Origin of the sequence: Candidatus Avelusimicrobium alvi, from assembly GCF_958451995.1 — a bacterium.
Classification (GTDB): domain Bacteria; phylum Elusimicrobiota; class Elusimicrobia; order Elusimicrobiales; family Elusimicrobiaceae; genus Avelusimicrobium; species Avelusimicrobium alvi.
Window position 1 is genome coordinate 1 of the sequence record NZ_CAUDSG010000033.1, and the last position, 15,697, is coordinate 15,697.

At 55.4% G+C, this 15,697-nt stretch carries 13 protein-coding genes; 5 read left to right on the forward strand and 8 right to left on the reverse strand.

The features are described from left to right. Nucleotides 1-193: 193 nt before the first annotated feature. From proC to ACQY36_RS06540, 7 genes are read right to left on the reverse strand one after another with little or no spacing between them, the layout of a single operon-like run. Complete coding sequence (proC, locus tag ACQY36_RS06510; protein WP_428078429.1) at nucleotides 194-988, reverse strand: pyrroline-5-carboxylate reductase; 795 nt, start codon at nucleotides 986-988, stop codon at nucleotides 194-196. Continuing rightward, complete coding sequence (locus tag ACQY36_RS06515) at nucleotides 985-2,289, reverse strand: glutamate-5-semialdehyde dehydrogenase (RefSeq protein ID WP_428078431.1); 1,305 nt, start codon at nucleotides 2,287-2,289, stop codon at nucleotides 985-987. Before ACQY36_RS06515 ends, proC begins: the two co-directional genes overlap by 4 nt. A 12-nt stretch (nucleotides 2,290-2,301) precedes the next feature. Continuing rightward, on the reverse strand, nucleotides 2,302-3,444 hold the full coding sequence (gene proB / locus ACQY36_RS06520; protein ID WP_428055142.1) for a glutamate 5-kinase: 1,143 nt from the start codon (nucleotides 3,442-3,444) through the stop codon (nucleotides 2,302-2,304). 60 nt (nucleotides 3,445-3,504) lie between these two features. Continuing rightward, a complete protein-coding gene (locus ACQY36_RS06525) occupies nucleotides 3,505-4,236 on the reverse strand; it encodes a RecB family exonuclease (protein ID WP_428055140.1) in 732 nt (243 codons plus the stop codon). Next, nucleotides 4,229-4,837 (reverse strand): 16S rRNA (guanine(966)-N(2))-methyltransferase RsmD, encoded by a 609-nt coding sequence (gene rsmD / locus ACQY36_RS06530; RefSeq protein WP_428055138.1) that lies wholly within the window; start codon nucleotides 4,835-4,837, stop codon nucleotides 4,229-4,231. Before rsmD ends, ACQY36_RS06525 begins: the two co-directional genes overlap by 8 nt. A 9-nt stretch (nucleotides 4,838-4,846) precedes the next feature. Beyond that, on the reverse strand, nucleotides 4,847-5,494 hold the full coding sequence (locus tag ACQY36_RS06535) for a response regulator (protein WP_428055136.1): 648 nt from the start codon (nucleotides 5,492-5,494) through the stop codon (nucleotides 4,847-4,849). Continuing rightward, the gene (locus ACQY36_RS06540; protein WP_428078433.1) at nucleotides 5,491-6,642 is read right to left on the reverse strand and encodes an ATP-binding protein; all 1,152 of its coding nucleotides are present in this window, start codon (nucleotides 6,640-6,642) and stop codon (nucleotides 5,491-5,493) included. Before ACQY36_RS06540 ends, ACQY36_RS06535 begins: the two co-directional genes overlap by 4 nt. Nucleotides 6,643-6,759: 117 nt before the next feature. On the opposite strand from ACQY36_RS06540, the gene ACQY36_RS06545 reads away from it, so the two are divergent. From ACQY36_RS06545 to ACQY36_RS06565, 5 genes are all read left to right on the forward strand, one after another. Next, on the forward strand, nucleotides 6,760-8,892 hold the full coding sequence (locus ACQY36_RS06545) for a penicillin-binding protein 1A (RefSeq protein ID WP_428078435.1): 2,133 nt from the start codon (nucleotides 6,760-6,762) through the stop codon (nucleotides 8,890-8,892). Nucleotides 8,893-8,931: 39 nt separating this feature from the next. Further along, entirely contained in the window at nucleotides 8,932-12,075 is a 3,144-nt protein-coding gene (locus ACQY36_RS06550; protein ID WP_428078437.1) for a transcription-repair coupling factor, read from the forward strand. Between the two features lie 14 nt (nucleotides 12,076-12,089). Beyond that, nucleotides 12,090-12,905 carry a peptidylprolyl isomerase gene (locus ACQY36_RS06555; protein ID WP_428078439.1) on the forward strand — a complete coding sequence of 272 codons (816 nt, stop codon included), beginning with the start codon at nucleotides 12,090-12,092 and terminating at the stop codon, nucleotides 12,903-12,905. Continuing rightward, nucleotides 12,889-14,091 (forward strand): peptidylprolyl isomerase, encoded by a 1,203-nt coding sequence (locus ACQY36_RS06560; RefSeq protein ID WP_428078441.1) that lies wholly within the window; start codon nucleotides 12,889-12,891, stop codon nucleotides 14,089-14,091. The genes ACQY36_RS06555 and ACQY36_RS06560 overlap by 17 nt, the downstream gene beginning before the upstream one ends. Before the next feature lie 89 nt (nucleotides 14,092-14,180). Further along, on the forward strand, nucleotides 14,181-15,113 hold the full coding sequence (locus ACQY36_RS06565) for a PdxA family dehydrogenase (protein ID WP_428078443.1): 933 nt from the start codon (nucleotides 14,181-14,183) through the stop codon (nucleotides 15,111-15,113). Nucleotides 15,114-15,182: 69 nt separating this feature from the next. Here the strand turns inward: ACQY36_RS06565 and ACQY36_RS06570 are convergent, their stop codons facing one another. Next, on the reverse strand, nucleotides 15,183-15,689 hold the full coding sequence (locus tag ACQY36_RS06570) for a type IV pilin protein (protein WP_428078445.1): 507 nt from the start codon (nucleotides 15,687-15,689) through the stop codon (nucleotides 15,183-15,185). Nucleotides 15,690-15,697: the final 8 nt, after the last annotated feature.

Below are 15,697 nucleotides of genomic sequence, written 5' to 3' on the forward strand. Positions count from 1 at the left end.
TCGCTCAGACAAATAAAACGCTTCTCCCGCGTAAAACGGATTTTATAGACGGGCTAAAGGCCGGAACCATAACGGCAACAACACGGCTAAGACCTGCATACAACGGCAGAACGGACACATCTTCCGAAACAAACGCCATAAAAAGGGCGGATAAGAGTTAGTCTTATCCGCCCAAAAACAACAGCCGCCTGTTTTACCTGGCAAATTCCTTGGCTTTGGCTACCGTCGCGCCTACTGTTTTTTCCAGCACCGCGCCCAGTTCCGAAGCCATCAGCACGTCCAGCCCCGCCGCCGTACAGCCGCCGGGGGTAGCCACTTTCTGCGCCAGCTGTGCGGGCGAAAGGCCGGTGTCTTCCACCATTTTGGCCGCACCTGTTACCGTCTGAAGCGCCAGCGGCGCCGCCTGTTCTTCCGTCAGGCCGTGCGCCATACCGGCTTTGGTCAGCGCATCAATAAAATAATACACAAACGCCGGGCCGGAGCCGGACACCGCCGTCGCCGCGTCAAAAAGTTCTTCGGGCACTTCCTCGGTTTTGCCGAGCCGTTCAAACAACGCCGTTACGGCGCGGCGCGTTTCGGCGGATGTTTCCCGGCCGAACGCAAAAAGCGTAACGCCCGCCTGCAGGGCCACCGGCGTATTGGGCATAATGCGGATGACGGGCCAGTTGGGCAGTGCGGTCTGCAATTTTTCCAGCGTCCAGCCCAGGGCCATACACACCACCGGCTTGGCGGAAAGCTGCGCGCCTTTGATTTCTTCCAGCACCTGCGGCACCACGCCGGGTTTTACGGCTAAAAAAATTACGTCCGCGTGTTCGGCCGCGCGGCGGTTGTCCGTCGTCGCGTCAATATCCAGCTCCGACGCCAGCTTCCGCGCCGAATCCGCCGAATGCACGGAAGCGAGGATTTCCTCTTTCGGCCAGCCGCTTTTTAAAAGACCTCTAATAATGGCGCCGCCCATTTCGCCGGCGCCGATAAACCCCAGTTTCATACATTCCCCCCTATCTTTTTATGCGTAAACGGTTTGGCTTGCGCGCCGGTATAGTCGGCCACAATCTGCCCGTTTCCGTACAATTTATATTTATAAATCGTCAGTCCTTCCAGGCCCACCGGCCCGCGCGCATGTGTTTTGCCGGTGCTGATACCCACTTCCGCGCCGAAGCCGTAGCGGTAGCCGTCGGCAAAGCGCGTGGAAGCGTTGTGATACACGCCTGCGGAATCCGTCAAATCCATAAAAATTTGCACTTCGTCGTGGTCGGCCGAGAGGATGCCGTCCGTATGGTGCGAGCCGTAACGGTTAATATGTTCCACGGCGTCCAGCACGTTTTTAACCTGTTTGACGGAAAGCTTTTTCTCGCCGTATTCGGTATGCCAGTCCGTTACCGGGCCGCGCACGGGCGCCAGCGCGGCGACGTCCGCCCCGCCGAAAAGTTCCACCCCGCTTTTAACAAACGCGCCCAACAGCTCTTTTTTATAATTGTCCGGCCAGTTTTCGTCAATCAGCAAAGTTTCCAGCGCGTTGCAGGCGGAAGGATATTGGTTTTTGGCGTCTACGCAGATTTTCTTGGCCATTTCCACCTCCGCCGAGCGCGCGACAAAAATATGGCATACGCCGTCCGCATGCCCCAGCACGGGGATTTTGGTATTGGCTTTGACGTACGCAATCAGCGAATTGCCGCCGCGCGGAATAATTAAATCAAAAAACCGGTCCAGCGCCAGCATCTGCGCGGACTCTTCGCGCGTATGGATTAAGTTTAACGCTTCCGGCGGATAACCGGGCACGGAGGCCAGGGCGTTTTGCAGCACTTTGGCGAGCGCGTCGTTGGTATGCAGGGCCTCGCGGCCGCCCTTTAACACCACGGCGTTGCCGGACTTGGCGGCCAGCGCGGCGATTTGCGGCACCACGTCGGGCCGCGCTTCAAAAATCACGCCGATAAGCCCTATCGGGCACGAAACCTTGTACAGGTTCAGCCCTTCGTCCAGCTCCGTAGCCGCCAGCACATTCCCCACCGGATCCGGCAGTTCCACCAGCTCTTCCACGCCCCGGATGACGACTTCCAGCTTTTCGCGCGTCAGTTTCAGGCGTTCGTACAGCGCGGGTTTCATTTCGCCCGCTTCCACGGCGCGTTTGGCTTCCTGCAAATCCAGTTGGTTGGCGGCCAAAATCTCATCGGCGTGCACGCGCAGGGCGCAGGCCATGGCGTTTAACGCGCGGTCCTTGGTTTCGGGCGGCAGCGCGCCCAAGATATAGGAAGCTTGTTTGGCGCGGGCGGCAATTTCAGATACGTTCATAAACAGAAAACCTCACAGTAAAACAATATTATCGCGGTGGACGGCTTCGTCGTAATTTTTATAGCCGATTTTTTTCGCTATCTCTTCCGAGCGGCACCCCGCGATTTTGCGCAGTTCCTTGGCCGAATAATTGGCCAGCCCGCGCGCAAGCTCCGCGCCGGATTCGTCCAGGATGGACACGGCGTCCCCCGCCTCAAACTCTCCCCCCACGGCGGTAATGCCGGCGGGCAGAAGAGAAGAGCCTTTTTCGCACACGGCTTTTTTCGCCCCGGCGTTGAGCGTTACGCCCCCCGCCACATTGGTGGCGTAAGCAAGCCAGAGTTTTTTGCCGGGCAGATCTTCCACCGGCAGGAACAGCGTGCCTTTAAAATCGGGGCCGAACACCGCCGAAACCGCACCCGGGCGCTTGCCGTACGCAATCACCATCGCCGCGCCGGAGCGCGTAACCACTTTGGCGGCTTCCAGCTTTGTTTTCATCCCGCCGCGTCCGCGCGCGGACGCGCAGAAGCCCAGGGCTTCAATTTCCGGCGTAACGCCCTGGACGGTTTCAATCAGTTTGGCGTTTTTGTCTTTGCGCGGGTCTCCGTTAAACAAGCCTTCCACGTCGCTCATAATGCAAAGCAGGTCCGCGTCCATACCGGCTGCCACGAGGGCGGAAAGTTTGTCGTTGTCGCCAAAGCAGACTTTTACGCCTTTTTCTTTATAGCCGCGCAGCTCGTTGGTGGAAACGGTGTCGTTCTGGTTGATGACGGGAATACACCCCAGCTCCAGCAGGCGGTTTAGCGTATCGCGCAGGCTTAAATAGCGGCTACGGTGCGCAAAATCGTCTTCCGTCAGCAGTACCTGCGCCGCCACCGCGCCCAGCTGTTTAAAACCGTCTTCGTAAAATTTCATCAGGCTGATCTGCCCCACCGCCGCACAGGCCTGTTTTAAAGAAACCACGTCGGGCGCGCTGGTGAGGCCCAGGCGTCTTTTGCCCATCCCCACCGCGCCGGAAGTAACAACCATCACTTCTTTTCCCTGCGCGCGCAGGGCGGCGATATCCTCCATAAACGAATACAGGCGCGAGAGCGCGAGGTCTCCGCTTTCGGTGCTTAAAGCGTTGGTGCCGAATTTAAATACAATGCGTTTTGCTTTTTTAATCAAGTCTTTCATATACTCCCCAAAAACCAAAAGCCCGCCGGATAAGGCAGGCTTTAGTAAATTCCGCGCGGGTTACTGCGCTTGTTTGGCTAAAGCCGAATGTTCGCACCGCGTATTGAACGGGCATACGGCGCAATGCTCCAAATTCGGTTCAAAATCGCCCGTTTCTATTTTTTTGCCGATGCTGATGAACGTATCCAGAATTTTCTTTTCGTCAAACGCGTCAAACGGCGCGCTGACTTTTTGGTTAAACGCCACAAAATAAAACGTGGCTTTGCCTTTTTGCATATTCCACGCGCGGCGCGCGCCCACGGCATAAATGCCCATCTGCAGGGATTCCGTTACCGGCAAAGACAAATCCACATCCGTACCCGTTTTATAATCAATCACTTCCCACGAGCCGTCCGGGTGTTTGTCAATGCGGTCAATTTTGCCGCGCAGCGTCCACTGGCCTTCCTGAAAAATAAATTCGCGTTCGGCGCTGTCCACGGTGGTTTTGCGTTCGTACTCGGCCTGCGCGTACGTTTCCAGCATTTTTTTGCCTTTTAAATACCACTCCATCTGTTCGCCCGCGCTGGAGTAGCCGGCGCCGAGCCAGCAGTCGTCGTAATAAGCGAGCAGTTCCGCCGGGTCGTTGCAGTGTTTATGGTATTCTTCCAGCGCGCGGTGAATGGACACCCCCAAAGACGAAGCGGGCACCAGCCCCTCGCGCCGGCCTTCCATATACTTATACTTATACAAAACCGGGCACTCCTGATAGGTTTTGATTTTGGAGTAATTTAATTCGTATACGTCGCTATACATGCGCGGCCTCTTTTTCTTTCTTGGGCGCGGCGGCGCGCAGGAAATGCACCAAGGTGTCTCCGTATTTTTCCACGCGGTAAATTTCCAGGCCCTGCGGTACGGCAAATTCTTCGGTTTTGTGGTTTTGCAATACGATAATGCCGTCGGGCGCCAACAGGCGCGAGTCGGCCACGTTCTGCAAAGCGGGCTGCGAGAGCGAAAGCATTTTGTTGTTAATGTCGCGGTAGGGCGGGCCCATAAAAATAATATCGTAGCCTTCGTTGTCGCTGTAAGGCATCAGCCAGTCCAGCGGTTTTAACACGTCCCCGCGCAGCACTTTGGCGCGGTCCGCAAAGCCCAGGTGTTCCAGGTTTCTGTGAATGTTTTTAATACACGCGGGCTCTTTGTCCACCATCACGGTTTTAAGCGCGCCGCGGGACAACGCCTCCAGCGACACATTCCCCGTCCCGGCGAACAAGTCCAGCATAATGGCCGCGGTGATGCGCGGGCGCAGAATGTCAAAAAGAGACTGTTTAATACGGTCCGAAATCGGCTTTACGGGCAAATTTTTGGACACGGAAAATATCTTCCGCCCGCGGGCGGTTCCTGCAATAATACGCATAATAATCCTTTATAGCTGTGCAATGCCTTCCTTGATGGCGTAACGCACCAGTTCAGCCTGTTTGTGAATGCCGAGCTTCTTCATAATGTTGTTGCGGTGCACGTGAATCGTATTCAAGGAAAGATTGAACGATTTGGCAATTTGTTTGCTGCTGTAGCCTTCGGCAATTAACTGCAGCACTTCTTTTTCTTTGGGAGTAAGGCCGGTTACGTCGCGCTTTCTGGAAGAAGACTTGCCCAGAAACCCCTGCACGATGTATTTGGAAACCTTACTGCACAAATAAAACCGTCCGGCCGCCACTTCTTCAATCGCGTCCACGATTTCGTCGGCGGTGGAAACTTTTACAATAAACCCTTTCGCGCCGGCTTTAAGAGACTTCTCCACCGACACGCGGTCATCGTACATACTGAGCATTACCACTTTGGCGTCGGGGTTGCGCCGGACGATGCGCTCCACGGCTTCAATCCCGTTAAGCACCGGCATGGAAATATCCACCACGTACACGTCGGCGCCGTGTTTCTGCGCATAGTCCACCAAATCTTTTCCGTTGGAAATTTCGGCTACGATTTCCATATTTTTGCCCAGCTTTTCCAGCACGGCCTTTACGCCGTTACGCACGATGGCGTGGTCGTCCGCCAATACGATTTTTCTTTTCATTCTTTTCCCCCGTATACAACGCACGGGCAAACGACTTCAATACGGGTGCCTTTGCCCGGCGCGCTTTTTATGGATATGGTGCCGCCCAGAAGCCTGACGCTGTCTTTCATGGCAAGCAGTCCGACCTTGCGGATGGACCCCTGCTTGAGCGGTTTAAACCCGATTCCGTCATCCTCCACTACCAGCCGGATGGCGTCATTCTTGCGCTTTAACAGCACATATATATGCTTGGCGCGCGAATGTTTGACGATGTTGTTCAGCGCTTCCTGTACAATACGGTAAAGAAGAATTTTGACGCTGTCGGAAACGCCGTTTTCGCCGCTGACCGGTTCATACTCAAACGTATGCGGAATATGCACGTAACCGCTGATATTTTCCAAAAGCTCGCGGATGGAGCCGCCTAAAGCGCCGTCATTTTCCAGGCTCGGCAGCCGAAGCGACACAACAATGCTCTTCACGCGCTCAATACTGCCTTTAATCTGGGCGTCCAGCTTGGCGATATCCGCCAGCGCCTGTTTGCGGTCCCCTTCTTTTACGCTGGCTTTCACCAGGCTTAAAAGAGCCGTCAGAATAACCGCCGCGGAACCGATTTCATCGTGAAGCGCTTTGGAAATCTCTTTTTTCTCCGCCTCGCGGGCGGCCAACAAAATCTGCGAGAACGTCCGGGGGGAGGCGCCTTCGCGCAGCATATCCCCGGCGCGGTAGCCGCCGCCCCAGTTGGTAATGTCGCGCGTGAGCGAAAGGACGTTGCCCACCTCGCCCTGCGCATTACGCAGGGGAATAAGCGTACTTTGGTAAAAGTAATGTTTATCGGCTTTTTCAAGGCCCCATTCATAGTGGTGTATGCGCCCTTTTAAAGCGTGTTCAAACGCCTGGCGGTGCAGCGGGCGGCCTTCTTTTAAATCCTGCAAAGACACCCGGCCGGACACATTGCTGAAAATGGCCACCTGGCGCGTTTTCGCGTCCACCAGCGCCACCACGTCATAGCCGTCCACGCCGTTTTTTTTAATAGACTCCAAATCGTTGGTCTGCAATAAAAAAGGAACGGCACCCTCCGGGCACGATGCGCCCGGCTTTTTTTTGCATTGAGGACAGGAGAAAACGCAGCAACTCTCTTCCTTTTTCTTGGAAATTCGTTTTTTAATCATAAGCAGCCTCTAATACACCATATTGTTATTTTACTATGTTTCACCGCTTTTTACTACCCAAAACCCGCTCCCGCGCATAAGCGGTGGCGGACGGGGATTTTTGATATAATTTAGTGTATGCGCAAACGCTTTAAAAAAATTATCACTTCCAAACCGTTTATTTTCTCCGCCCTGGCGGGGCTGTTTGTTTTCATCATTTTGTGCGCGGTGTTTATGCGCTACATTTTCTCCGGGCTGCCCCCGGTGTACGAGATGGAAGAGTATACCCCTTCCCTCACCACCAAAGTGTTTGACCGCAACAACAACCTGATACACGAATTTTCCATTGAAAAGCGCAGCATGGTGCCGCTGGAAGACATTCCCGTAGACCTGCAAAACGCCGTAGTGGCGATGGAAGACCGCGATTTTTTCACCCACCCCGGTTTTTCCGTCAAAGGCATTATCCGCGCCATTCTGCACGACGTGCTGACCGGCCGCGCCAAACAGGGCGCCTCCACGCTTACCCAGCAGCTTTCGCGCGGCGTGTTTTTAACGCAGGAAAAGAAAATCATCCGCAAAATCCGCGAAATCATTTTAGCCATCCAGATAGAACACCAGTTCAGCAAGCGCGAAATCTTGCAGCTCTACCTGAATGAAATTTACTTGGGCAGCGGCGCATACGGCGTAAAAGCCGCCGCCAAAAAGTATTTTGACAAAGAACTTTCCGAACTGACCACCGGCGAGGCCGCCCTTATCGTGGGGCTGATTCCCGCGCCGGGCCGCTATAACCCGTTCGCCAATCCGACGCTTTCCCGCCAGCGGCGCAATCTGGTGCTGGACGTTATGCACCAGCAGAATTACATTTCCAAAGAAGAGCTGGAAAAAGCCAAACAGGAGCCCCTGCCCGAAAAACCGCCCGTGGCCGAAGCCGCGCCGGGGCAATACTTTATTGAACACATCCGCCGTATGCTGGAACCCAAATACGGGATGGACGTGTTGTGGAAAGCGGGGCTGAACATTTACACCACCGTAGACATTGAACAGCAGGCCGCCGCCGAAAAAATTATGAACCAGTGGCTCCAGCAGTTTGACGAACAGGTGGCCAAAGGCCTGGGCATTGAAATAGACCCGCACGACACCGAAGCCGAAGCGGAAGACCCCAACCAAGAAGAAACCGAACCCAAAGACCCGCAGGCCGAATATCCCCGCCTGCAGGGCGCGTTTATGGTGCGCGACGTTAAAACCGGGGCGGTGCGCGTGCTGGTGGGCGGACGCGGCTTTGACGAAAGCAAATTCAACCGCGCCACGCAGGCCAAACGCCAGCCGGGATCGTCGTTTAAACCGTATGTATGGATGGCCGCTTTGCAAAAAGGCTACACCCCCGCCACCTTGGTTAAAGACTTGCCCACCATGTTCTATTACGACGGGCGCAACTGGCGCACGTTTGACGAAAACGCCGATTTATACTCGCTGGACCTGGCCAAACAATCCTTCATCGCCAGCAAAGATTTTAACGTTTGGGTGCCGCAAAACTACGGCGGCCGCAACGAAGGGTGGATTACACTTAGAAAAGCGCTTGAAAAATCCAAAAACCTCGTGGCCGTGAACTTAATTGACGCCGTGGGCGTACCCGCCGTGGTGCGCGTGGCGCGCAAAGCGGGCATCACCGCCAATCTGCCGCGCGTTCCCGCGCTGGCGCTGGGCGTAAGCGTACTGGCAATGGATGAGCATTTAGCCGCCCTGTCCACCTTTGCCAACGGCGGCATTCATACGGATAATTATTATATTGAGCGCGTGGAAGACGCCAACGGACGAATTTTGGAACAGCACGTGCCGATTGAAGAGGCCGCCTTCTCGCCGCAGGATTCGTATCTGTTAGTCAATATGATGAAAGGCGTCGTCCAGCGCGGAAGCGGCGCGTATGTATCGCGCCTGGGCCGCAACATTGCGGGCAAAACAGGCACCACCCAAAGCCACCGCGACATGTGGTTCGTGGGGATGACCCCGCGCACCGCAGCGGCCGCCTGGATGGGTTATGACGACGACACTTCCCACGAAAAGGGCGCCCGCTTTACCGGCAGCACCACCGCCCGCTGGTGGACGGCCATTATGCAGGAAGTGCTTAAAGACGAACCTAACGAAGATTTTGCCGTACCGGAAGGCATTTCGTTCGCCTACGTCAACCCGCTGACGGGCAAACTGGCCATGCCAACCGAGCGCAACAAATTTTTGGAAGCTTTCATCACCGGGACTGAACCACAAAGCTTTTAACGGTTCCGCCCCGCCGCGTTCACGGAACGCAAGCGGCTCATGACAGACAAAATACAGACGCACCCCACCCGCTACTACGGGCTGCCCAACGGCGCCGCGAAGGCGTACTTTGTTTGCCAAAAATACCTCAACAACGGGCAGAACGCCCTGTTTGTCACCTCCCGCGAAACCGACGATTTTGACAACGCCGCCCGCGAATTTGCGCCGCGCGGCGCTCAAGCCTTTACCCTGCCGGACACCGACACCGGGCGCATGAACGCGCTGTACGATTTACTGTCCCCCGCGTCCGGCCCCCGGCTCCTGAGCGCGCATTACGAAGCGCTTTCGCTGCCCCTGCCGGACCCGGAAGAATTCAAAAAGCGGCTGTTTACCGTACACCGGGGAGACACCCTGCGCCGCCAGGAACTGTTAGACCGCCTGGAAGCCGCCGGCTACACCCGCGACGACTACGCCGAAGTGCCCGGCCAATACGCCGCGCGCGGGAGCGTGGTGGACATTTTTTGCCTCAACCGCCCCGAACCCCTGCGCCTCTATTTTGCGGGCAACCGCATAGACGTTATCAGCGCGTTTGACCTGGACACCCAAAACACCAAAGAACACGCGGACGAAGCCGTCATCATCCCGCTGGTATTTGAAAGCACCCCGGCCTCGCTTGCGGACTACGTCCAAAACTATTCTTTTATATTTGACGAGCCGGACAAAGAGTTTAACCCGGCGGATTACCCCGGCTGCGCGGTAACCACGCTGCTCCCGGCGGCGGACGGCGTAAACTGCAATTTAAAAGCCAACATCGCTTTCAACGCCAATATGGACCTGCTGGACCGGGAAGTCGCCTCGCTTTCCGAGCGGGGAATGACCGTTACCGTCTGCTGTTTAAACCGCGGCGAGCTGGACCGCATGACCGAACTGGCGGCCGATTATCCGCACCTGCAAAAAACCGCGTTTAAAATATCCTCCTTAACGCAGGGATTTGCCAGCCCCGAGGACCGCTTTGCCCTGATTACCACCAACGAAATTTTAAGCCGCCGTTTTTCCGCGGCCAACGTGATTAAACGCTTTGACGTGGAAGGCGCCAAACGCGTGCGCTTTAAAGAGTTGGAAGCCGGGGATTACGTCGTCCATCAGGAGCACGGCGTGGGCCGCTACCTCGGCCTGGAAGTAATGGACAAAGACGAAAACCCCACCGACTGCCTGATTATTGAATACCGCCGGGGCAGCCGGCTGTACGTCCCGATGTACGACTTTAAAAAAGTGCAAAAGTACATCGGCGCGGGCGGAAAGCGGCCGGCGCTGTCCGCCCTGGGCGGAGCGGCGTGGAAAGACGTCAAAAAACGCGTCAAAGAAGAAGCCCAAAAAGCCGCCAAAGAAATTTTAAAGCTGGAAGCCCTGCGCCAGGCCACCCCCGCGCCCGAAGTACCGGGGGACCCGCGCATTGAACAGGAATTTGCGGATTCCTTCCCTTACATACTCACGCCCGGCCAGGAACAGGCCATTGAGGCCACCCTGCACGACCTGGACCTGCCCAAACCTATGGACCGCGTTCTGGTGGGAGATGTGGGCTTCGGCAAGACCGAAGTGGCTATGCGCGCGGCGCTGAAAGTGGCGCTGTCGGGTAAGCAGGTGATGCTGCTGGTGCCCACCACCATTTTGGCCGCCCAGCATTATAAAACGTTTTCCAAACGCCTTGCGGGGTTCCCGGTCAACGTGCGTATGCTGTGCCGCTTCCAAACCGCCAAAGAACAAAAAGCCGTAGTGGAAGAACTGAAAACCGGCGTGTGCGACATTATCATCGGCACCCACCGGCTGATGAGTAAAGACATTGCGTTTAAAGACCTGGGCCTCGTGATTATTGACGAAGAACACCGCTTCGGCGTGAAACAGAAAGAAAAAATCCGCGCCAAAAGCGCCGGCGTACACTCTTTAATGTTAAGCGCCACGCCTATCCCGCGCACGTTAAACCAATCGCTTTCCTCCCTGCGAGACATTTCGCTGATTGACACGCCCCCCCGCGGACGCACGCCCATTAAAACCGTCGTTACCGCGTGGAATAACGAACTCGCGGCGGCGGCCATTACGCAGGAACTCGCGCGCGGCGGGCAGATTTACTACGTCTACAACAGCGTGCAGAGTATGGAATCGCGCTATTTATTTCTAAAACAGCTCGTGCCTCAGGCGCGCATTTGCATGGCGCACGGCCAGATGGATGAAAAAGAACTGGAGCAAACGCTGTGGGATTTTAACAACGGCAAATATGATATTCTGCTGGCCTCCACCATCATAGAGTCCGGCATTGACATCACCAACGCCAACACCCTGATTATTGAAAACGCGCACAATTTCGGTCTCGCCCAGCTCTACCAGCTGCGCGGGCGCATCGGCCGCGGCAGCACCAAAGCCTACTGCTATTTGTTCCACCCGGACTGGCTGTTTAAAAAATCCGAGCCCGAAGACAACAACTTTGCCGACCTGGCCGCCGTCTACTGGAAGCCCAAAGAGGAAAAAGACCCCACCGAAGAGGCCCGCCAGCGGCTGGCCGCACTGATGGAATTCGGCGAGCTGGGCAGCGGGTTCCGCCTGGCGCTTCGCGATATGGAAATACGCGGCGCGGGCGATTTATTAGGGGTCAAACAGCACGGCTACGTCAACGAAGTGGGGCTGAGCCTGTACTGCGATTTGGTGGCCGCCGAAGTTAAAAAGTTAAAAGGCGAACGCCCGGAACGCAATCTGCGCGCCAAAGTCAGCCTGCCGGTGCCCGCGTATATTCCGCCCGACTATGTGCCCGACGACGCCGAACGCCTGAAGTATTACAAAGAACTGATGAGCGCGGACGAAGCCAAGGCGCAAACCGTCCTGGCGCGCCTGGCCGATTTAAGCGGCCCCGTGCCGCAGGAAGTGCTGAATCTGACGGAGCTGTTCCGCCTGTCCGCCCGCGCCGGACGGCTGGAAATCTACCACGTGGACTGGCTGGACGGACAGCTGGAACTGCTGTTTACGCGCCATTTTCAAATGCCTCCCACGCTGCCCGGCGAACTGTTCAACCGCTTCGGCCCGCAGGGGGTGGAATTCGTTAAATCCAAAAACGGGGACGGCCTGCGCCTGACCGCGCCGCAGGGCAAAGACCCCGCCGCCTTTGCGCGCGAAACGCTTTCTTTTTTTGAAAGAATTTTAAAACCGCAAAAATGATATAGTATATGCATATGAAAAACCGGTTGATTTTACCCGTCCTGCTGCTCCTGGCGTGGGGCTGCCAAAAAGAAGCACCGCTGCCCGAAGGAACAGCCGCCCGCGTAGGAGGCGAAACCATCACGCAGCAGGATATTGACGCCCGCACGGCCCTCTTGTCCAAAGAGGACCGCGAGTTTGCCAAAACGCCCATCGGGCGGCAGAACCTGCTGCAGATTATCACGCGCGAGAAACTCATTTCCGCGGCCGCCAAAGAAGAAGGGCTGGACCAGTCCGACATTTACCTTTCCCTCATGGACGACAAACGCGCCCAAATGGCCGAAATTTACCAACAGTTCGCCGAACAGACGCTGGAACGTATGTGGTACGACAAACTGCAGGAAACGGGCGTAACCGCCGTAACGGACGAAGAAATCGCCGAGTATTACAAAAAGTATCCCTACGAGATGACGGTCCGACAAATTATCGTGGACAACGCCCAAACCGCCGACCAGGTGCTCCGCGCGCTAAAAGCGTCGCCCTCGCGCTGGAAAGAGCTGGAACGCCAATACAGCTCCGCGCCGGAAACGCTTAAAACGCTTTCGTTTATGCCGGGCGAATACCTGACGGACATAGAGGTCATCGCGGCCAACTCCCCCGCCGGGAGCGTGCAAGGTTTTTTCAAAACCGCGCAGGGATTTCATATAATAATGAAGACCAATGAAAAACGGCTCTCGCGCAAAGAAGCCGAGCCGCGCATCCGGGAAGTGCTGGAAAACAAAAAGCTGGACAACGTTTTGGAATCTTTAAAAAACAAATACGAGGTTGTGATATATGAAAAAAGCGAATAAACTGTTTTTGGCCGTCTGCTTGGCGGCCCTCGGGGTGAACCTGCAGGCCAAGGTGATGGAATCTTCCGTCGCCACGGTCAACGGACGGCCGGTGCTGGCCTCCGAATACGACACCTATCTGGAAGGCGTCGTGGAACAATACCAGGTCGCTGCGCCGCAATTTTTAGAAAAACCATACGCCAAAGACGTACTGGGCCGCGAAGTGTTAAAAGAACTTATTTCCAAAGAGCTTTTGTACCAGGCCGCCGAAGAACAGAAAATCCAGGTGAAAGATTCGGAACTGGATGCGGGCGTGAACGAAATCAAAACGCGCTTTATCATTGATGAAGTAACCGGCAAACAAGACCCCAAAGGCGCGGACAAACGCTTTAACGAAGCGCTCAAAAAACAGGGAATGAGCTTTAAAACCTATAAGAAAAAACTGGAAAAAGACATCGCCGTGCGCAAACTGATGGAACAGCAGCTGCAGGCCTCCGTCAAACCCGTGGAAGAAGCCGACGCCAAAGCGCTTTACGCCAACGTGGAAGCGGTGATGAAAAACAACACCAAAAAAATCAAAGCCCTGGAAAAAGAAGACCCGGTAAAACTTAAAGAAGCCCAGGCCATTGCCGCCAAACTCCAGCAGCTTACCGCCGAGCAGGTGCGCATCGGGCACATTTATTTAGCCGTTACCAAAGATATGAAACCCGAAGACGTAAAGAAAAAAGAAGAGCTCGCCAAACAGATTAAAAAAGAAATTGACGGCGGGCTGGACTTTTCCGCCGCGGTCAAAAAATACACCGAAGACAAAAACGCCCTCGCCAGCGGCGGCGACATGATTTTGATTAAAGGCGTGGCCCCCAAAGCCATTGACGACAAAGCCTTCACCCTCGCCGTCGGCAAAGTAAGCGCCCCGATTAAAAGCGACGTGGGGTTCCACATCATTAAAATCAAAGAAAAACGGGCTGAAAAATCCATTTCCTACGACGACATCTCCAAAGACTTGGCCCAATACCTCGCCCAACAGCGCGTACAGATGGCTATGGGCGAATATATTGAAGAATTGTATAACAAAGCCGACGTAAAAGTTACCAAAACATTTGAATCGGACGCTTTGTTGGAAGAAACCGCCGCCAAGGCCGCTCCGGCGCAGACCAAAGACGCTAAAGCCAAAACCGAAACAAAAAACGCTGAAACCGACAAATAAGAACGACTTGGAAATTTTGTTCAATTAGTTGATAAAGGGTTACCGGTTCCTCGCCTCCCTTTTTGAGTTTAATTGTACTTGGACAAGTCATGAAACCTGTTGTATTTATAACTGCCGGAGACCCGTTAGGCATCGGGCCGGAAGTAACCGTTAAAGCTTTAAAAAGCCCCTTGGTGCAGCACGCCTGCTCCCCGATTGTTATTGGGGAGCCGTGTTCGCTTATCCGCGCGGGATTTACCGACAGCCTCGCGCGGCTGGTCGGTATGGATTCCTGCGAATGCCTGCAGGACGCCCCCCACGGCCCCACCGCCGCAGGCGGTCTTTCGTCGTTTAAAGCCGTGGAACTCGGCTGCAAGCTGGCTATGGGATCGGGCTGTTCGCTGGTTACCGCACCGATTTCCAAACAAAGCTGGGCGCTGTCCAACATTCCGTATGTCGGGCACACCGAGTTTCTGCGCGAACGCGCGGGCAAAGACGGGCTGATGATGTTTGTCAGCGGCCCGATACGCTGCGCGCTGGTAACCGAACATTTCGCCGTGGCCGATTTACCGCGCCTGCTTACCAAAGCGCGCGTAACGCACGCCGCGCGGAACTTCGTGCAGGCGCTCAAGCGGCTGGGCATCGCCAAGCCGCGCATCGCGCTGTGCGCACTAAATCCGCACGCGGGAGACAACGGCAAATTCGGCACGGAGGAACGCGCCGTCCTTGAGCCGGCGGTCCGCGCGCTGCGCCGCCAAAACATCCGGGCCGAGGGCCCTTTCCCGGCGGACAGCCTGTGGGCCAGCCACGCGCACGGCAAGTACGACGGACTGCTGTGTATGTATCACGACCAGGCGCTTTTAGGTTTAAAACTGGCCGCGCGCGAACCCATTGTGCACATAACGGCCGGGTTGAAATTTCTGCGCACCTCTCCCACGCACGGCACCGCGTTTGACATCGCCGGCAAGTACCAGGCCGACGCGCAAAGTATGATAGCCGCCATTTTATTTGCGGCGGCGCGCACGAAAATTCCCGAAATCTGATTTTGCTTCCTGCTTATAATAGAAAGCCCCGCTTTTACAGCGGGGCTTTTTGCGTAAAAGGCCAACAAGTCAGGATAAGCTTTTACACAGTATCCGGCCCTGTTCCGTTTTCCCCAGGCATTCGGTCTGGTCCGGCTTGGCGGAGTGCGTCAGCCAAACGGTATAGATAAAATCGGCGCGGGTGTGGCAGTCCGAATAGGTGGGTGCGGAACCCGCATAAGCCGGACAATATGCCAACTGTAAGTTGGCGGCTGAGGGATTCGCTCCGTCCGAGCTGGAAAGAAGCGGGTCCAGGATAAAATAATTGTCGCACACCAGTGTATCGGCTAGCAGCCGACAGCCCGGGAAAGATAAATCCAGGTTTGCGGTGATATTGGTATACACGCCGTTGGCCATATAATAAGCTTCTTCCGCCGTTTTATATTGTGCGGCCAGCTGGCGCATATTGGCAAAGCGGGATTTCATTACCGCTTTTTCATACTGCGGCAGCGCGACAGCCGACAAAATACCGATAATTAAAACGACCACTAACAGCTCTATTAGCGTAAATCCGAGGCTTTTCTGCACGGGATATATCCCCCTAT